This window comes from Labedaea rhizosphaerae (genome assembly GCF_004362825.1).
Lineage (GTDB): Bacteria > Actinomycetota > Actinomycetes > Mycobacteriales > Pseudonocardiaceae > Labedaea > Labedaea rhizosphaerae.
In genome coordinates this window covers 333893-350844 of the sequence record NZ_SNXZ01000006.1, presented here as the reverse complement: position 1 = coordinate 350844, position 16952 = coordinate 333893, and the positions used below count along the sequence as shown (strand labels likewise).

The following is a 16952-nucleotide window of genomic DNA, read 5'->3' as shown; positions in this document are numbered from 1 at the left end:
CCCTCCCTCTGCTCATCCGCCGCAGCCGCCGCCACCGCCACACGAGGACCCGCCACCGCAGGAACTCGCGCTGCCGCAGGAACTGCTACCGCAAGAGCTTGCACTGCCGGACGAACCGGTGTCGTAGGTTCCGGCCGCCATGTAGCTGACGCCGCCGGATCGGACGCTAGTCCGACGCACGGGGCGCCTGGTTGGTGGCGGGCTGTAGGTGAGCGCCTTGGCGAGGTCGCCGTCCGGGTAGGCCCGGAGCCCGTTGAACGACACCGCGGCAGCCGCTCCGTGGTGTTCCTTCTTCCGCCGCTGCTCCCGCACCAGCTCCCGCCCCGCCTCGGTGGCCAGGTCGGTCTTCGTGCGCCGGGCGAGCCCCGCCGACACCGCGATGGCCGCCACGTCGACCAGGAGCAGCAACAGCAGGTAGCCGACCGGGTGGTGCACCGACAGGCCCGCGAACAGCCGGACCAGGCCGAACACGCCGACCGCCACGTAGAGCCAGACGACGGTCTTTCATCGCTCATCCCCCGCATCCGCCGCCGCCACCGCACGACGACCCACCGCCGCACGAACTGCCGCCGCCGCACGAACTGCCCGCACCGCTGCTGCACGAGTAGCCGCTGCCGCCACCGCCCCAGAAGCCACCACCTGTGGCCGCCGGTGTGTAGGCCAACGCCGAGACCACCGTCTCGTCCGGGTAGGCCTGCAACCCGTCCAACGCGACCCAGGCGGCCGCACCGCCGAGGATCAGGCCCGCCGGCCCGACCATGGCCGCACCCGCCCTGCGCGTGCGGCCCGCGTCGCGCACCATCGCCCGGCCCGCCGCCGTGATCAGGTGGTCGGGGCCGCGCTCGGCGAACCAGAGCGCCACCGCGATCGCCGCGATGTCCACCACCAGCAGCAAAACCAGGTGACCGACCGGGTGGCCCAGCCCCGAGCCGGCCCAAGCCCGGACCGACCCCAGCACGCCGATCGCCACGTACAGCCCCGCCACCACACGCTTGGCCAGGACGACGGACTTCTCCGGCACGGCGAGGCCCCGCTTCGCCAGGTCGTGTGACAGCTCGTACGTCGCATCCGCGACCACGACCGGCATGCTCCTGATCCTGGCGCCCTCGGCGCGGCGGAACACCGCACGCTCGATCGGATCCGCCGGCTCCGCCTTGCCGACCTTGTGCAGCACGCCCGTGCTGTCCACCCGCAGCCGCTCGCCGTCCAACAGCGACGCGACCGCCGATTCCGCCGCCCGCTTCGGTCCACCGGCCAGGTAGGCCAAGTGGTGCACCGTCATCCCGGACCGTTGCGGGCCGGCCGGCTTGACCCGCCGGACCTGCCACCACCGCCAGAGCACGGCCCCGATCGCCGGTGCGACCAACAAGCCCATGTAGATCTCGATGAAGCGTGGCCCCGGAATACCCCACAGATCGGTCATGGCCCCTCCATTCCCCTGGAGCTTGTGAGTGTGACCACGCAGCCGGGGATTCGGTTGCCACGAAACCGAAAGCTAGTGAAGATTTAGGCGTCAGATAAGGTGCACGACCGCCGGTTTCGGGTGCATCAAGAACTCGGTGTGACTGATGTTGTACGCGTAGGCGCCGGCCATCCCGAACGCCACGACGTCCCCCACCCGCACCCGCGGCACGACGACGTCCCTGGCCAGGACGTCCTTGGGTGTGCAGAGCTGACCGACGAAGGTGACCGGTGCGTCGTCGACCGAAGGTCCGCTCGATCCCCGCGGCAGCACGGCAAGCGGCTGGGAATGCCCCTTGGCGGCGGGTGTGCGCAGGTGGTGGGTGCCACCGGCGCAGATCGCGAACCACGAACCCGCACTGCGTTTCACGTCGAGCACGCGGGTGGCGTACCAACCGTGGTAGGCGCTCACCGCGCGGCCCGGTTCGATGCGCAGCACCGTGCCGGGCGGGGCAAGCCCGCGCAGCAACCGTCCGTACCGCGCCCAGTCGAACCGTTCGTCCGGGCGCAGGTAGTCCACGGCCATGCCGCCGCCGACGTTCACCACCTCACGCGGAAGCCCGGCATCCACCGACCAGCGCACGACTTCCCCGGCGACGGCGGCCGCCTGCTCGGCGTCCACGCCGCTGACCAGGTGGGCGTGCACGCCGATCACCCGCACGCCCGGCGGCGCCTCGACGGCCGCCTTCCGTGCGTCCTCGGGGTCCATGCCGAACGGGCTGGGCAGCCCGCCCATCCGCAGCACCGCAGGGCCTTCGGGTACCGGCAGGTTCACCCGCAGCAACGCGGTCGCGCCGGTCAGCCGCGCGAGTTCGTAGCGGCTCTCCACGTGAAACAGGTCCACAGTGGACTTCAGTTCGGCGTCGGTCTTGCCCGGGCCACCGAACGCGATCAGCAGGTCAGTGCCGAGCTTGCGGACGTGGGCCAGCTCGCCCGCGCTGGCTACCTCCAGACCGTCCACATGCGACGCGATCGTGCGCAGCACACCGAGATCCGGATTTGCCTTGACGGCGTGGAAGAATTCCACGTGCGGCCCGAGCGCGGTCCGGATCGCGCGCACGTGGTCGTCGAGGCCGGGCAGGTCGTAGAGGTACGTGGGTCCGTCGACGCCGAGGGCCGCCTCGGCGACCGCGTCCGGAACGGCGATCATCGGGCGAACGGGTTGCGCAGCGGCACGTACCCGGCCAGCCGGTCGGCGTCCCGAGCCCACCGAACCAGCAGGTTCGCCTTGGCGGGCAACGGTTCTCCGCGCAACATGGCCAGCAAACGCGGCGGGTTGCCGAGCTCGACGCACAACCGGCCGAGCACGTCGCCCAGGGTGTCCCACAGCTCGTCCTCGAACCGGCACATGCCCGGCGCGCTGTGCTGGGCGAGGTCGGCCAGCGCGCCCGCGAGCTCGGCCAGGTGGTTGACGAACAGGCAGTACGCGATCCGCTGCCAGGCCCGGTCCTCGTCGTACGCGCAAGCCTGCGCGACCTTCGGCGGCAACGCGGCGAGGGTGGCGCGGTGCCGGCCGGCCACCAGCTTGGTGCCTTCGAGGTCGCGGGCGAGCACGCGGCGCGGCATGCCGTCCGGACCGGTCACGACCAGCACGTTCTGCAGGTGCGGCTCCAGCACGACGCCATGCCGCGCCCACAACGCGAGCACCGGCCCGACCAGCACGTCCAGGTAGCGCCGCCACCACTCGCGGGCCCACGTCACGCCGTCCGCGACGCCGTCGGCGAGGTCGGCGATGCGGGTCCGGGTACCGGCCGGGTCGGGTGCGGCGGCCGCCAGCGCACCGGCCAGGTGGACCTGGTCGCCGCGCTCCAGGTGCGCGGCGATGCCTTCGCGCACAATGCATCCGAGCCCTTCGAGCAACGCGAACCGTTGGGCCTGCGTGCCGTACCGCTCGGGCAGCAGGACGCTGCGCGCCGCCGGTTCCTCGAGCACCGCGAAGCCCGGCCACCGGCCCCCGACGCGCCGCACCGGCTCGGCCAACGCCTCGGTGAGCGCGACCGCGCCGGTCAGCTCGTACTCGGCGTTGCGCCGGACGCAGTTGGTGATCCGGACGTTCAGGCTGGTCTTGAGGAACAGGTCGGCCTCGGGCTGGTACAGCGTGCGCACGCTGGCCGTCGGGTGCAGCGGGGCGCCGACCGGGCCGAGGTCCTGGATGGTGCCGTCGGCGAGCGCCTCGGCCAGCGGCAGTCCGGTGACCGGATCGTCAGTGAGCAGCCGGAACTGCCACGGGTGCACGGGAACCAGCGCGTGCCCGGCGAACGCGGCGCCGACCAGCCATGCGGTGCGGGCGTGCGCGTCGAAGCCGTGCCCCACATCGCGCACGGCCTCCGCGCGCACAGCGAGCCAGTGCAAGGGGAACGCGGTCCGGTACTCGGGGGCGTAGCGCCGCCACGCCGCCCGGTCCCCGGAGCGCCACTTGGGCGCGGGGTGGCGCGGGTGCCCGGCGAGCAGCGACTGCTCGGAGTCCAGGTAGCCCGACGCCGGCTCGCCCACCGGGCGCGGCGCGCTCGTGGACCGGCGGGCGTGCAGGTCGGCCAGCGTGTCGCGGCTGGCCAGCACCTGGCCGACGAACTCGTCGTTGCCGTGGCCGCTGACCGCTGCCAGCTCGGCGGCGACCAGCTCGGCCAGCGTCGCGGCGTCGAGGTCGCCCCATTCGTCCGCCTTGTGCTGCACCGGATCGGTGAACCGGTGACCGCCCACTGTGGACGTCCGCGCCAGTCGCGCACGCAGCCTGACGCCGGTCCGCGGCAGCGTGACGACCAGGTGCGGGCCGTCGGCGACGGCGTGCCCGCCGGGCTCGGCCAGCTCACGCACGACGCAGCCGAGCAGCGTGTGCGCACAGGCGAGGTCGGCCTGGCGCTGCGGGGCCGACCGCGGCGGCGCGAGTACGGGCAGGGTGATGCTCACGAAGAACTCCGGTGGCGCAAGTAGTTGGGGCCGGTGCGCAGGTAGTGCTTGTTGATGTCGGTGCAGCCGAGGCGGTGCTTGGGCAGCAGGGTGCCGGCCGTCACCATTGCCTTGACGGGTAAGCGATCCGCTTCGAGCACGCGGGTGCGCAACAGCTCGGCCGCCCGCACCGAGGCCGGATCGGTGGGATCGGTCCAGCGGTCGGCGGCCTCGGCGAGACGCCGGCCGATCAGCGAGAAGAGGTCGTCACGCCCGGCCGCGCGGACGGTCGCGGCCGCGCACAGGTGCAGGGTGATGGTGGTGAAGACGTCGGCCAGCTCGGCCGGGTCCGCCACCGCCATGCGCCGGTCGGCGAAGGCCGCCTGCTGCCGGGTCGGGTCCACCCGGGCGCCGTCGTTGTCCTTGTACACCAGGCGAATGCGGTCTCCGGCCAACGCGAGCGTGATGTTCTGCTGGTGCGATTCCAGGGCGATGCCGTAGCGCAGCCAGAGGGCGACGTGGAAGTCGAGCAGCACCCGGAGGTAGCGGTCGAACCAGGCGTCGAGGTCGCCGCCGGCGACGCGGTCGAGGACCGTGCCGGTGCCCCACGGATCGGGGGCGGCCAACGCGGCCAGCGGGACGAGGTGCGCACCGTCCAGTTCGGACGGATAGCGCCGGGTCAGCGCCGCGCGGTATTCGTCCGGGTCGTCCACCCAGACCGACTCGTCGGCCAGGACGATGGTGTCGGCGAGGGCCGGTTCGGCGGCCAGCACCTTGGCCAGCAGGCGTTGCATCTCGGCGCCGTCAGCGAGCGTGCCTTGCTTGATGCTGCGGGTATTCCGGGCGCCGAGGGTCGCCGTGGGCAGCGGCAGCTTGAGGTGCACGCCGGGGTCGTCCGCCAGCGCGACCGTGCGCATGGACAGGGTCGGGATGACCTCGGGACCCAGTTCGTCCGCCTCGACCAAGCCGCGCGCGACGATCAGCGGGTGCACTGGGAGGCCATTCGCTTGGCGGAGCCGGAAGCGTGGGCGGTACTCGGGTGCGTAGGCGCGCAGTTCGGCCTCGGTCAGGCCGAGCCGGGCGCGACCGGCCGGGTGGACGGGGTGTTCCAGGGTCGCGGCCAGCGCCTCGTAGTGCAGCAACCCGGCGAAGCCCATGGGGTCGAGCGGGGCGAGCTCGTCGCGCAGGTCCGGGGTGTCACGCTCGGCGGCGTGGCACTCCTCGGTGAACGCGGCCCAGCCCCGTTCGGCTTCCGGGTCGTCGACCGGCGCGAGCGCCGCGAGCACCGCGTCCAGTGTGGACAATCGACGGCCGCGGACTTCGAGGAACGGCTTGGCCACCCGGTGATCGGCGAGGAACCCGTCCGGCTCGACGGGCAGGCGCAGGTGCCGCCAGCGCCACCAGTCGCCGTCGGGTTCGCCGTCGCTGTGCATGCCGAGGTGGTCCTCGCGCAGCAGTGTGGTCAGCACGCGCGCGATCAGCGTCACCCGGTCACCCGCCAGGTGTTGCTGTCGACGAACTCGCGCACGGCCGCGTGCACGGCTTGCTTGTCGGCGCCGATGGCGTGCACGGCGGAGAGGTAGTCGCGGTTGGTGTGGTGCAGGGGCGCGGCGACGCCGGGCTCGCGCAGGCGGCGGTGGGTGAGCGTGACGCCGGGCGCGGTGATCGTCTGAGCTTGCGGCGCTTCGACCAGCGTGCCCGCGCTCGTGGCGCTGACGTACTCGATGCGTGCGAACCGTTGCAGGTCAACGGGATCCGGCAGATCGGGAAGCGGCTCGCCGAGGTGCAACCCGATCACCGCGTCGAACAGGTCGACGCCGAGCAGCTCGGTGCAGAGCAGGTCCATGGTGTCGCCGATCAGCCGGTAGTTGACCTCGACGATGCGTGCGCGATCGCCCTGCTGGACGAATTCCGTGTGGCAGGCACCGAACCCGACGCCCAGCGCGTCCAGCTGCGCTTCCAGGTGGGCCCGCACGGGCTCGGGCAGCTCGGGCGCCCAGTCCAGCGCCGTCTCGGCGAAGAACGGCGGCGGTCCGAGGCTGGTCCGGAACCCGCCGAAGTGGCGGCCGCCGAGGGTTTCGTAGGTGCGCAGCGGCCCGTCGAGGTACTCCTCGACGATCAGCGGATCGTCCCGGCGCGACCGGATCTCCGCGACCCGCTTGACCAGTTCCTCGTGGTTGTTCACCAGCACGACGTCTTCGCTGGCCACCCCTTCCCGCGGCTTGACCACGGCGGGGAACTTCGGCGCGCTCGGCTCGTCGCCGATCGGCGCGACCGCGACCGGGTCGAGGTGGGCCAGCGCGCGCCTGGTCAGCAGCTTGTTCTTGCACGTGATGGCCGCCCGCCAGTCCTTGCCCGGCAAGCCCAGCAGCGCCGCGGCCTGCGCGGTCGCGGCCTGGAGGTGGTCGCTGTTGCTAAGCAACCCGTCGGCGTCACCCTCAACGGCCGCCACGATGGCGCCCGCGTCCCGCACCTGGCAGCGCCGCACCTCGACACCGTCGTAGCGGTGGGCGTCCGGCTGGTCGGTGAGCACCACGACCGCGAGCCCCCGCCGGGCCGCGGCAGGCAGGAACCCGTGCGTCACCGCGTCGGTCGGGTTCAACGCAGTCAAGTACAGCGGCACCGGCACTCCAACGAAATTGGTGAGCCTTACCTAACTGGCTCTCCGGCAACGCCGTCAAGCCAGGGCACACCATGGAGTGATCAAGCCGGCCCCGACAGCCCGTCACCGCCGGCCCCGGACCCCGCCGTCACGTGAATCGACCGCCCGGTCCACGCAGGAGCTCTGTCACTTCGAGCAAGCCAGAGGCCGCCAGCCGATCGAGAACATCCTCGTAGATGCCAGGGGGCTTCTTCCAGGAATCCGCCACCTGCTGGATCGCACTGACAACACGAGCTTCGTTGAGCCAGTATTGATCCACCAAGAATTCGTCAGCGGTCTTGGTCTCGATTCCCAGCGGCTCCAGGACGTGGTCTGGAAAGTCACGGATGTTCTCCGTGACAATGACTTGAGCTTGGCTCTTGACGGCAGCCGCGAGCACGTGCCTGTCGTCGGGATCCGGCAGCTCGAAGGCATGCTCCAGCGGCTCGTAACCGGTGACCAGGCAGTCGAGCACCGCCTGGTTCATCAACACACGAGTGCGATCCAGCTTGGCAATGTCGATGTCTGGATGATTCCGCTTGATGCTGGAGAACGTCTCATCGAGGATGCGGTCTGTCCATTTCGCTTGCACCAATCCACCCTGCGCAATGCGGATCAGCACATCGCGCAGTGTTGACGGATACAGGACGTTGGCATCGTAAAGAACAACGAACGCCACGGCCTACGTCAGCCCCATCTCCTGATTCAGAGCCGTCAGTTCGCTTGCGACATCGCTCATGCGCTGAGCTTCCGCGCGCATGTAGTCACGCAGCGACTCCGCCAACACCCGTCGATGCGTCCCGACCGTGCGGTACTCGATCTTCCCATCGTTCAGCAGCTTGATTAAGAAGGGACGTGAGACGTTCAGCATCGCCGCAGCCTGCTGGGTCGTCAGCTCGGCGTTGGCCGGAACGATGGACACGCCCTGGCCTGCCGCCATGTGCGTCAGGATGCGAGCCAGCAACTCGATCGCGGCTCGCGGAACCTCGAGGGGCTCGTCCCCGCCATCGGCGACGAGCCGCACGACGTCGCGCGCGTGATGCCTGGCGAGGTACGCCTTGATGTGCGGCAACGCGTCGTGTGCCGTCCGAACATCCCGCTGGTCCGGTGTCAGCGCCGCAGCATCAAACCTGGTCATGGCGTCTCCCACAGCCTCGCGATCGATTGAGGGCCTAAACGCATTATCCGCAATAAGCGCAATATCCGCAACCGACTGGCGACAGCCTTCAGCGTCAAGCCGGGTACTGGTCGTGGCGGGCCCAGAGTTCGAGCCACTCCTCGTCGGTCAGCTTGCGGCCGCTCTCCGCGATCTCCGCCAGCTCGATGAAGTACTTCTCCCGCGGCGCGCCCGGCGCGAACAGGATCAGCATCGACGCCGCCGCGTCCGACTTGTTGTGGAACGCGTGCACGCCGCCCTCGGGGACATACAGGTAGTCACCGGCCTTGGCGTCCACCCACTTGTCGCCGTTGAACAGGCCCACGGTGCCGTCGAGGACGTAGAAGGCTTCGGAGAAGGTCTTGTGGAAGTGCGCGTCCGGGCCCCCGGACTCCGGGCGCATGTCCCAGCGGAACAAGCCGTACTGCCCGTTGGTCACCGAGCCGGGCGCGACGAACGTCGACGTGCTCAAGGGGCGTACCACGGACTGGATCTCGGCCGCCGGCCGGTACAGGGCGCTGATCTCGCCGGTGTCACCGAGGTAGGTCATGGGCCCAACATAGGATGAAATGAGTTCGCGCGGCACCGATCTTCGTGCCACGCTCGCATCGCACACGTCGGTTCACAGGAGGTTGGGGCCATGTCGGACGCACCGGAAGCCAACGAGAACGACGAGGCCACCCCCGAGACCGAGGACGTGAAGCGCAAGTTCCGCGAAGCCCTCGAGCGCAAGCAGGCCGCCACCACGGCGCGCGCCGCCCACGCGGACGCCTCGTCCAAGGTGCACGACTCCCACGGCCGGGCCGGCGGCAAGCGCCAGTTCCGCCGCAAGAGCGGCTGATCCCTCGCCCTACACGCCGGACGTGGCCTTCTCCAGCTCGGTCAGCGAGTCCTCCAGGTAGCCGAGCAGCCGCTGCAGGTGCGGCACCGTGCGACGGCAGCCGGTCAGCCCGAAGGCCAGCCGGCCCGCGTAGCTGGTAACGGTGATGTTGAGCGCCTGGCCTTCGTACGGAATGGACACCGGGTAGATCCCGTCGAGCTCGGCGCCGTTCCAGTAGAGCCGCCGCGGCGGGCCGGGCACGTTGGAGATCAGGACGTTGAACCGCGGGCTCATCACCTTGGTGCCGCCGGGCAGCACGCCGACCGCGAGCGGGATCAGCGGCAACGCGGACAACGCGGTGATCTGCAGCGGGCTCATCCCCGCGTAGAACTCCTTGCCCCTGGTCATCGACGCGTGGATCTCGGCGAGGCGGGTGGCCGGGTCGGCCTGGTCGGTCGCGAGGTTGCACAGGATCAGGCCGACCGCGTTGCCGCTGTCGCCGCTGTCCTTCTTGCGGGCCCGCAGCGACACGGGAACGCCGGCGACCAGCGGCCGCTCGGGCAACGCGTCATAGGACAAGAGGTAGCGGCGCAGCGCCCCCGAGCACATCGCCAGCATGACGTCGTTGAGCGTGGCCCCCGCGGCCTTGCTGACCTTCCTGATCCGGTCCATGTCCCACTGGTCGGCGGCGAACCGGCGGGCGCCGGTGATCGGCACGTTCAGCATCGAACGCGGCGCGGGCGAGGCGAGCGTGCTGGCGCTCTGCTCGCGGAACAGGTCGTTGGCCGTCTGCCACAACGCGGGCGCGAGCCCGGCGAGCTCGCCGACCGCCTTGGCCGCGCCGCGGATCCCGGCCAGTGGACCGCCGTTAGCGCGCGGGCCCTTCTTCTCGCTGGCCGGCGGCTCGCCCCACGGCGGCAGCAGCTCGCGTGCGTCCGGGTCGGTGGACAGCGACTTCGCCAGCAGCCGCAGCGCGCTGACGCCGTCGAGCAGCGAGTGGTGCACCTTGGTGTAGCTGGCGAACCGCCCGTCGGTCATGCCCTCGATGAGGTGGTACTCCCAGAGCGGGCGGTGCCGGTCGAGCAGCGAACCGTGCAGCCGGCCGGCCAGTTCGAGCAGCTCACGCACCCGGCCCGGACGCGGCAACGCGGAGAGCCGGATGTGGTACTCGAGGTCCATGTCGTCGTCGATGCGCCAGGCCTGGCCGAGGCCGATCGGCCCGCGCAACCGGCGCCGGAACAGCGAGCGCACCTCGGTGGCCAGCAACCGGTGGTGCAGCTCGGCGAGGTAGTCCGGACCCGCGTCGGCGGGCGGTTTCCACAGTTGCAGGCCACCCACGTGCATGGGGTGCTCGCGGGACTCCGCGAGCAGGAACATCGAGTCGGTGACCGGCATGATCGCCATGCGGATCCTCCTCACCAGTCGCGGGCAGTCTCCCCAGACTAGCCGCGGTGCGAACGTGTCGCCTTGAGCCAAAAGGGATCGACCACGCGGCTAGGTTGACATCGTGAGCGACATCGTCGAGTTGGACCGGCTGGCCATGGCGTGGACCGCGGGGCTGATCGCCGAGGCGCGGCCCGCGGATTGGTCCGCACCGACGCCGTGCGGTGCGTGGAACCTGATGGAGTTGATCGAGCACCTGGTCGCGCAGAACAAGGGGGTTCGCGGCGGCCGCTTCCGGTGGTGCGCGGGACAAATCGGACTGGGAGCCGCGACGGCTGGAGGAAGATCCGCACGCGGCGTTCGTCGCATCGGCGGCCGAGGCGACCGAAGCGTTCCGGTCCATCGACGACGAGGTGTACCTCGCGGAGTTCGGGCGTGCGGTCCCGGGCAAGATCGCGGTCGGGTTCCACTTCGTGGACTACCTGGCGCACGGCTGGGACGTAGCGCGGGCGCTGGGCCGGCCGGATCGGCTCAGCGAACCGGACCCGGCGCTGACCGAGGCGGGCATGGCGATCGCGGAGCGGATCCCGAACGAACCGCCGTCGCGCGGGCCGGGCGCGGCGTTCGCGTACCGAGTGGACGTTGCGGACACCGCTTCCCCGCACCAACGCCTCATCGGACTGCTCGGCCGCTCTCCAGAGTGGACTCGCTGAAAAAATCTTGGAACAGGCTGTCGATTCCCACCGACCCCATCCGACGGAGGGGTGTTCGAATGGACCTCCGAAAACTAGGAGATCGACATGGCCCAGTACCTGATCCTGATCTACGAGAACGAAGAGTCGTACGCCAACGCGACGCCCGAGGTGTTCGAGCGGGTCATGCAGGCGCACAGCCGGTTCACCGAGCAGGTGCCCGAGCACGGCGCCAAGCTCCTGGGCGGTGAGGCGTTGCAGCCGACCCCGACGGCCACCACCATCCGCGGCGACGTCGTCACCGACGGCCCGTTCGTGGAGACCAAGGAGGCGCTCGGCGGCTACTACGTGATCGAGGCGCCCGACCTCGACACCGCCATCGCCGTCGGCAAGCTGTGCCCGGCGGAGTTCGGTGGCGTGGAGGTGCGGCCGGTCATGGTCTTCGAGTGATCGAACCGGCCGACGCGGTCGCGGACGCGCACCGGCGCGAGTGGGCCTTCGTGCTCGCCGCGACGGTGCGCGTCGCCGGCGACCTCGACCTCGCGGAGGAGTGCGTGCAGGACGCGTACGTCGCTGCGCTCGAGGTGTGGACCCGGCAAGGGGTGCCGGGCAACCCCGCCGCGTGGCTGACCACCGTGGCGCGCCGGCGCGTGATGGACGCGATGCGCCGGTCGAGCACCCTGCGCGCGAAGCTGCCGCTGCTGGTCGAACCGCCGTCCGACGACCCGCCGCCCCGGCCCGAAGCCGTGCCGGACGACCGGCTGCGGATGATCTTCACCTGTTGCCACCCAGCGCTCGCGCGTGAGGCACAGGTGGCGTTGACGTTGCGGTTGTTGTGCGGCCTGACCACCGGGGAGATCGCCGACGCGTTCCTGGTGTCCGAGCCGACCATGGCCGCGCGCGTGACCCGGGCGAAGAAGAAGATCACGGGCGCGGGCATCCCGTTCCGGGTACCCGGCCCGGCGGAGCTGCCCGACCGGCTCGACGCCGTGCTCACCGTGGTCCACCTGGTCTACACCACCGGGCACACGGCGCCGCGGGGCGAGGGATTGGTCCGCGCCGACCTGACGGCGCTCGCGATCGACCTCGCCCGCCTGGTCCACGCGCTGATGCCCGACGAGCGCGAGGCGACGGGCCTGCTCGCCCTGTTGGTCCTCCTCGACGCCCGCCGCGGTTCGCGCACCGACGCCGGCGGCCGGATGCTGCTGCTGTCCGAACAGGACAGATCCAGCTGGGACCGCGTCGCCATCGAGGAGGGCCGCGAACTGGTCTTCGACGCGTTGCGCGGCGGGCGTCCCGGCCGGTTCGCCGTGCAGGCGGCGATCGCGGCGCTGCACGCGGAGGCGCCGAGCTACGAGGAGACCGACTGGGAGCAAGTGGTCGGGCTCTACGACGTGCTGGCCACGGTCTGGCAGTCCCCGGTGGTCGCCTTGAACCGCATCGCGGCGTTGTCCATGGCGCAAGGCCCCGAACGCGCCCTGGCCGAGCTCACCGAACTGGCCGACGATCCCCGCCTGGCCGACTACCACTACCTGCCCGCCACCCGCGCCGACCTCCTGCGCCGCCTGGGCCGTCCCGAAGAAGCCGCCGCCGCCTACCGCGAGGCCCTCGCCCTCACCACCAACCCGGCCGAACGCGACTTCCTCACCCGCCGCCTCGCCACCCTCTGACCCCAACTCTTCCCCACACCCCTCGTAACAACCCCCACCTCACGCTTCAAGGGGTTCAGCAGGCTAATTCCCCCGCACTTCCCAGCCCGCCGATCCGCTGACCAGCAGTTTCCCGCCACCACCCACGCATGCATGCGGAATGAATGAAGAGGTCCGACCCTCGCCCACGCACTCTTGCCACTAACGCAACCCCCGTCCCTTTAGCGGGATTTAGCGGGCTAGTTCCCGTGAGGGCGGAGCGGGAGGTGTGGGGAGAGCTGGGAATTTGCGGGATGGAAGGAGGTATTCATGTGGAATGAATGGGTGGGGTGCGGGGTGAGGGAAAGATGGCGAAACAAAACCGGCGCGTCGGGGGTGCCGACGCGCCGGTCTGTTGAGGTGTCGCTGTTTAGCGGAGGTCCAGGCCCGCGGCCAGTTCGCGGAGCTTGTTCAACGCGCGGTGCTGGGTGACGCGCACCGCGGTCGCGGTCAGGCCGATGGCCGTCGCGGTCTCCTGGGCCGACAGACCGACGATCAACCGCATCCGCAGGATTTCCTGCTGGCGCGGCGCGAGCCGGTCCATGAGTTGCAGCAACTTGGCACGCAGGTCACCGCGCAGCGCGTACTGCTCGGGACCCACGTTGCGGTCGACGAGGTCGGGCATGTCGGCGACCGGGTCCGTGCGGTCACGACCTGCTTTGCGGTAGTGGTCGGCGACCTTGTGCGACGCGATGCCGTACACGAAGGGCAAGAACGACGACGGGTCGTCGGCGAACTTCTTCAGCGCCCCAAGCACACCCAGGCAAATCTCTTGCGTCACGTCGTCCGCCGAGGAGTACGACGAACCCGAGCGGCCGATCCTGGCTCGGCAGTACCGCTGCACTGCCGGCTGCAACCGCACGAACAACGTCGCAATAGCCTCCCTGTCGCCCGCCTGTGCGTCGACGACCACTTTGTGGAAGTCGGGGCCCTTCAGGTCAGGGGCGATTGAATTTTGAACGACCGGGCCAGATGTCACGTGTTTCTCCCTGCGCACGCACCAACCGGGAGCACCGCCGGATGGTTCCCGGGGGCGGCGCATAAAATCAAGGCAACGGGGGTGTGCCGGTACGGCCGGGGCCGTTCGTGCCGTGTTCCTTGACGCTGCGTGACGCTACAGCATGGACCAATCCGCGACTAGGGGTCTTTTTGCTGCATCTGGGGGACTTTCGTCCCTGCCCACCCATCACGCAAAGTGGTCACAACATGCTCCTGGCCGGACGTTTGTGTCATGTTTCGGAGTGACCGAGACGGCACCTTGTCGGTGAGAAACCTCCCGAATGGGCCGCTACCTCGATTAATCCGTTACCCGGCTAGGGGTTGAGTCGATCAATGGAATCGAGCATGTGGCGCTCGATCAGCTCCAACAAGAGTCTTTCGTCCCCATCTGCGATCGCGTCGACCAACGCACGGTGTTCGGCGACGAGTTCGTCCGGTTCGGGGTAGTGCGCCTGCAACGCCGAGAGGCACATCCGGGTCTCTACCAGCAGGGTTTGTGCCATCCGCACCAACCGCGAGTTGCCCGAGCACGCCACCAGGGCTTGGTGGAAGGCTTGGTCCGCATCGCTCATTGCAATTCGGTCACGGGAGGCCGCGGCCTCAAGAATCCCCTCCAGCGCGGCCGACAACGTCGCCAGCGCCTCGCCCCGGTTGCCCTGCATGACCAGCTGGCACGCCGCGCGCTCGATCGCGAGCCGGGCCTGGTAGACGTCCCGCACGTCGGCGGCGTCCATGTCGATCACGAACAGCCCCCGGTGCCGCTCACTGCGCAACAGGCCTTCCTGGACGAGCCGCTGCATGGCCTCGCGCAGCGGCCCGCGGCTCACGCCAAGCTTGGCCGCGAGGTCGGCCTCGCCCAGCTGGGAGCCCGGCGGCAGCGAGCCGTACATGATCGCCGAGCGGAGCTGGTCGGCGATGATCGCGGCGGTGGACCTGCGGGTGATCGGTTCCAGCTCGCCGAGTTCGCTCATCGCACGATCCTTCTGTTCAGTTCACCTGGGCCACGCCGGCCCGGAAGAGCGAGCCGAGACCGGTTCTCGGCTCGAAGTGACCGGCCAGGCGCAGGCCGGCCCACACGGTCACCTGGTTCGCGGTCAGCACCGGCTTGCCGAGTGCCGCTTCGAGGTCGTCGAGCCAGCGCACGCTGTGCAGCGCCGTGTCCGGCACCAGCACCGCCTCGGCGTCCGGGTGGTCGTTGGCCGTGACGAACGCGAGCACGTCCTCGCGCCCCAGCGTGCCCACCTCGGCCGCGGTCACGATCCCCCGGCACGACAGCGAGACGACCTCGATGCCCGCGCCCGCAAGGAATTCCACGAATCGGTCGGCCACGTCCTTCGGGTAGGTCGCCGCCACCGCCACCTTGCCCACACCGAGCGCCCGCGCCGCGTGGACGAAGGCGAACGACGTGCTGGACGCCGGCACGCCCGCCGCCTCACGCACGCCGTCGACCTGCTCGGACGCGCCGTCCCAGCCGAAGACGAAGCTGCCGCTCGTGCACGCCCACATGGCCGCGTCGACGCCGAGCTGACGCAGCTTCACCGCGCCCACGCTCAGCACGTCGTTGCCGCCGATGTCGAGCAGGGCGTCCACCCGGTGCGCGTCCTCGCGCATCAAGGTGTGCACCACCGGCAGCCGGACGTCGCCCAGCATCGCCTCGATGGCCGGGTAGTCGTCCTCGGCGCTGTAGCCGGGGTACAGGAAACCAATGGTGGGCGCCGTGTTGTTGGCCCTCTCTCCGTTCGGGCGGGCCTCGGCGCCGTGTGGGATTGCGCTCTCTCCGCTCGCGCGGGCCTCGGCCCCTTCATGGCCTGCCTCGCTCCGGTCGTGACCGACCTCCACGAGACAGGCCGGGCCGAGGCCGTTGTGGTTTGTCACGGGGACGCTCCCTTGAGATTGTCGACAATCATATGGCCTCGGCCGAAGCCGTGGGGGTTCGCTACGTCGATCACGCGGCTGTGGGGGTCGTGGCCTGGACGAGGCGCTGTTCCGCGGCGATCGCGCCGAAGCCGGCCGCCCGCAGCGCCGACCACATCGTCACCTGGTTCGCGGTGAGCACCGGCTTGCCGAGCATCCGCTCGAGTGGCGCGATGATGTCGTAGGTCGGCACATTGGTGCAGCTGATGAACACCGCTTCGGCGTCGGGCCGGTCGACCGTGCGCACGGCCTGCACGACCTCGGCGTACCCGACCTTCCAGATGTGGCTGAGCAGGCCGAGCCCGATGCTGTCGACCGACTCGATCCCGTGCTCGCCGAGGAACGCCAGCAGCCGCTGGGTCACGCTGTCGATGTACGGCGTCACCACCGCGATCCGGCGCAGACCGAGCAGCGCCAACGCCTCGACCAGCCCACCGGACGTGGTCGTCGCGGCGGGCGCGCCCGCGTCCACCATGCTCTTGGCCAGCAGCCGCTCGCCGAGCATGCCGTGCACGAAGCTGCCGGACGCGCACGCGTAGGCCACCGCGAGCGGTTCCGGGGCCAGGACGTCCTTGGTCGCCCGGCTCACCCGGTCCGGATCGGACAGTTCGGATGCCATCTCGATCGTCACCGGGACCGGCACGAACGGCAGCCTGGTCATGTACAGGGAGACGTTGTCCGGCGTCCAGCGCCAGAGCTCGCGGTCGAGCGCGAAGTCGAACGGCGCCACGACGCCGATCCCGTGCTGGGTCACCAGCTCAGGGCCGATGAGCTCCACGTTGTCGATCGTCATGACGGCGCTCAGCCGTCGAGGCGTTCGTACACGAGCCGCTCGCCGATCGCGCCCGCCCGCCAGACGTCGTTGCAGGCCTCGGCCATCTGCTCGAGGCCTTCGACGATGGTGCCGTACACGTTGCCGATCACCCAGCCGACATCGCCGTTGAGCAGCAGGTTGTTTCGCCCGTAGAAGATCGCCAGGTCGATCACGCCGGGCAGCTGGTCGATCCCCTTCTCCTCCTTGAACGCGCGGTCGAGCATGCCGCCGTTGAAGTCGAAGAAGACCACGTCACCGGGGATGGGCGTGACCGTCGGGTTCTCCTGGCCGACCGGCTCGGCGAACCGCTCGACCATCGTGTAGACCTCGTTGCGGGCGTATTTCGCGTGGTAGGCGTCGCCGCCGAGCGGCAGCGCATTCCACACGGCGTCGCAGGTCCGTGGCGCGTCCTTGTCGAGCAGGCGCGCCACACAGGACACGCCACGCTTCGCCAAGGAGATCTTCATGAGCCGAGACATATTCACCCCGCAAGCTCAG

At 70.1% G+C, this 16952-nt stretch carries 18 protein-coding genes and 2 pseudogenes; 5 read left to right on the top strand and 15 right to left on the bottom strand.

Features of this window, described 5'->3' with window-relative positions; all coding sequences use genetic code 11:
* Nucleotides 1–12 precede the first annotated feature (12 nt).
* The 9 genes from EV186_RS30635 to EV186_RS30595 form a co-directional block, all read right to left on the bottom strand.
* Nucleotides 13–483 carry a hypothetical protein gene (locus tag EV186_RS30635; protein WP_133852942.1) on the bottom strand — a complete coding sequence of 157 codons (471 nt, stop codon included), beginning with the start codon at nucleotides 481–483 and terminating at the stop codon, nucleotides 13–15.
* 28 nt (nucleotides 484–511) lie between these two features.
* A complete protein-coding gene (locus EV186_RS30630) occupies nucleotides 512–1423 on the bottom strand; it encodes a TIGR04222 domain-containing membrane protein (RefSeq protein WP_133852941.1) in 912 nt (303 codons plus the stop codon).
* A 90-nt stretch (nucleotides 1424–1513) separates the two neighbouring features.
* The gene (locus EV186_RS30625) at nucleotides 1514–2611 is read right to left on the bottom strand and encodes an alanine racemase (protein WP_133852940.1); all 1098 of its coding nucleotides are present in this window, start codon (nucleotides 2609–2611) and stop codon (nucleotides 1514–1516) included.
* Nucleotides 2608–4368, bottom strand: coding sequence for an IucA/IucC family protein (locus EV186_RS30620; RefSeq protein ID WP_208115863.1), 1761 nt, complete (start codon nucleotides 4366–4368; stop codon nucleotides 2608–2610). Before EV186_RS30620 ends, EV186_RS30625 begins: the two co-directional genes overlap by 4 nt.
* Nucleotides 4365–5834 carry an IucA/IucC family protein gene (locus tag EV186_RS30615; RefSeq protein WP_208115862.1) on the bottom strand — a complete coding sequence of 490 codons (1470 nt, stop codon included), beginning with the start codon at nucleotides 5832–5834 and terminating at the stop codon, nucleotides 4365–4367. Before EV186_RS30615 ends, EV186_RS30620 begins: the two co-directional genes overlap by 4 nt.
* Nucleotides 5831–6970, bottom strand: a complete 1140-nt coding sequence (locus EV186_RS30610) for an ATP-grasp domain-containing protein (RefSeq protein WP_133852939.1) — start codon at nucleotides 6968–6970, stop codon at nucleotides 5831–5833. Before EV186_RS30610 ends, EV186_RS30615 begins: the two co-directional genes overlap by 4 nt.
* A gap of 127 nt (nucleotides 6971–7097) precedes the next feature.
* On the bottom strand, nucleotides 7098–7667 hold the full coding sequence (locus EV186_RS30605) for a PIN domain-containing protein (protein WP_133852938.1): 570 nt from the start codon (nucleotides 7665–7667) through the stop codon (nucleotides 7098–7100).
* Between the two features lie 3 nt (nucleotides 7668–7670).
* A complete protein-coding gene (locus EV186_RS30600) occupies nucleotides 7671–8126 on the bottom strand; it encodes a helix-turn-helix domain-containing protein (RefSeq protein WP_133852937.1) in 456 nt (151 codons plus the stop codon).
* Between the two features lie 94 nt (nucleotides 8127–8220).
* Nucleotides 8221–8694: a cupin domain-containing protein gene (locus EV186_RS30595; RefSeq protein ID WP_133852936.1), complete on the bottom strand. Its 474-nt coding sequence runs from the start codon at nucleotides 8692–8694 to the stop codon at nucleotides 8221–8223.
* Nucleotides 8695–8784: 90 nt separating this feature from the next.
* Between EV186_RS30595 and EV186_RS30590 the strand changes: the two genes are divergently transcribed.
* Nucleotides 8785–8985: a DUF5302 domain-containing protein gene (locus EV186_RS30590; RefSeq protein WP_133852935.1), complete on the top strand. Its 201-nt coding sequence runs from the start codon at nucleotides 8785–8787 to the stop codon at nucleotides 8983–8985.
* 9 nt (nucleotides 8986–8994) lie between these two features.
* Here the strand turns inward: EV186_RS30590 and EV186_RS30585 are convergent, their stop codons facing one another.
* Entirely contained in the window at nucleotides 8995–10368 is a 1374-nt protein-coding gene (locus EV186_RS30585; protein WP_133852934.1) for a WS/DGAT/MGAT family O-acyltransferase, read from the bottom strand.
* Nucleotides 10369–10504: 136 nt separating this feature from the next.
* Between EV186_RS30585 and EV186_RS40855 the strand changes: the two are divergent.
* The 4 genes and pseudogenes from EV186_RS40855 to EV186_RS30570 all read left to right on the top strand — a co-directional run.
* Nucleotides 10505–10618, top strand: a pseudogene (locus tag EV186_RS40855) (maleylpyruvate isomerase N-terminal domain-containing protein); the annotation flags it as partial.
* A 10-nt stretch (nucleotides 10619–10628) separates the two neighbouring features.
* Nucleotides 10629–11060, top strand: a pseudogene (locus EV186_RS30580) (DinB family protein); the annotation flags it as partial.
* Nucleotides 11061–11147: 87 nt separating this feature from the next.
* On the top strand, nucleotides 11148–11489 hold the full coding sequence (locus tag EV186_RS30575; RefSeq protein WP_133852932.1) for a YciI family protein: 342 nt from the start codon (nucleotides 11148–11150) through the stop codon (nucleotides 11487–11489).
* Nucleotides 11486–12709 (top strand): RNA polymerase sigma factor, encoded by a 1224-nt coding sequence (locus EV186_RS30570; protein ID WP_208115861.1) that lies wholly within the window; start codon nucleotides 11486–11488, stop codon nucleotides 12707–12709. Before EV186_RS30575 ends, EV186_RS30570 begins: the two co-directional genes overlap by 4 nt.
* 388 nt (nucleotides 12710–13097) lie before the next feature.
* On the opposite strand, the gene shbA is transcribed toward EV186_RS30570, so the two are convergent.
* From shbA to EV186_RS30545, 5 genes are all read right to left on the bottom strand, one after another.
* Nucleotides 13098–13769, bottom strand: a complete 672-nt coding sequence (gene shbA / locus EV186_RS30565; protein ID WP_133852931.1) for an RNA polymerase sigma factor ShbA — start codon at nucleotides 13767–13769, stop codon at nucleotides 13098–13100.
* 271 nt (nucleotides 13770–14040) lie between these two features.
* Nucleotides 14041–14697, bottom strand: coding sequence for a GntR family transcriptional regulator (locus EV186_RS30560; RefSeq protein WP_133852930.1), 657 nt, complete (start codon nucleotides 14695–14697; stop codon nucleotides 14041–14043).
* A 16-nt stretch (nucleotides 14698–14713) separates the two neighbouring features.
* Nucleotides 14714–15493, bottom strand: coding sequence for a maleate cis-trans isomerase family protein (locus EV186_RS30555; RefSeq protein ID WP_243754391.1), 780 nt, complete (start codon nucleotides 15491–15493; stop codon nucleotides 14714–14716).
* 178 nt (nucleotides 15494–15671) lie between these two features.
* Complete coding sequence (locus tag EV186_RS30550; protein ID WP_133852929.1) at nucleotides 15672–16433, bottom strand: maleate cis-trans isomerase family protein; 762 nt, start codon at nucleotides 16431–16433, stop codon at nucleotides 15672–15674.
* Nucleotides 16434–16441: 8 nt separating this feature from the next.
* Nucleotides 16442–16933 carry a DUF3830 family protein gene (locus EV186_RS30545; RefSeq protein WP_133852928.1) on the bottom strand — a complete coding sequence of 164 codons (492 nt, stop codon included), beginning with the start codon at nucleotides 16931–16933 and terminating at the stop codon, nucleotides 16442–16444.
* Between the last annotated feature and the right edge of the window lie 19 nt (nucleotides 16934–16952).

What these genes read in the sequence shown, in the direction of transcription:
- EV186_RS30560 (WP_133852930.1), bottom strand. Translation starts at nt 14,697, where the DNA reads ATGAGCGAACTCGGCGAGCTGGAACCGATCACCCGCAGGTCCACCGCC.
- EV186_RS30595 (WP_133852936.1), bottom strand. Translation starts at nt 8,694, where the DNA reads ATGACCTACCTCGGTGACACCGGCGAGATCAGCGCCCTGTACCGGCCG.
- EV186_RS30550 (WP_133852929.1), bottom strand. Translation starts at nt 16,433, where the DNA reads ATGACGATCGACAACGTGGAGCTCATCGGCCCTGAGCTGGTGACCCAG.
- EV186_RS30575 (WP_133852932.1), top strand. Translation starts at nt 11,148, where the DNA reads ATGGCCCAGTACCTGATCCTGATCTACGAGAACGAAGAGTCGTACGCC.
- EV186_RS30600 (WP_133852937.1), bottom strand. Translation starts at nt 8,126, where the DNA reads ATGACCAGGTTTGATGCTGCGGCGCTGACACCGGACCAGCGGGATGTT.
- shbA (WP_133852931.1), bottom strand. Translation starts at nt 13,769, where the DNA reads ATGCGCCGCCCCCGGGAACCATCCGGCGGTGCTCCCGGTTGGTGCGTG.
- EV186_RS30590 (WP_133852935.1), top strand. Translation starts at nt 8,785, where the DNA reads ATGTCGGACGCACCGGAAGCCAACGAGAACGACGAGGCCACCCCCGAG.
- EV186_RS30545 (WP_133852928.1), bottom strand. Translation starts at nt 16,933, where the DNA reads ATGTCTCGGCTCATGAAGATCTCCTTGGCGAAGCGTGGCGTGTCCTGT.
- EV186_RS30625 (WP_133852940.1), bottom strand. Translation starts at nt 2,611, where the DNA reads ATGATCGCCGTTCCGGACGCGGTCGCCGAGGCGGCCCTCGGCGTCGAC.
- EV186_RS30585 (WP_133852934.1), bottom strand. Translation starts at nt 10,368, where the DNA reads ATGGCGATCATGCCGGTCACCGACTCGATGTTCCTGCTCGCGGAGTCC.
- EV186_RS30630 (WP_133852941.1), bottom strand. Translation starts at nt 1,423, where the DNA reads ATGACCGATCTGTGGGGTATTCCGGGGCCACGCTTCATCGAGATCTAC.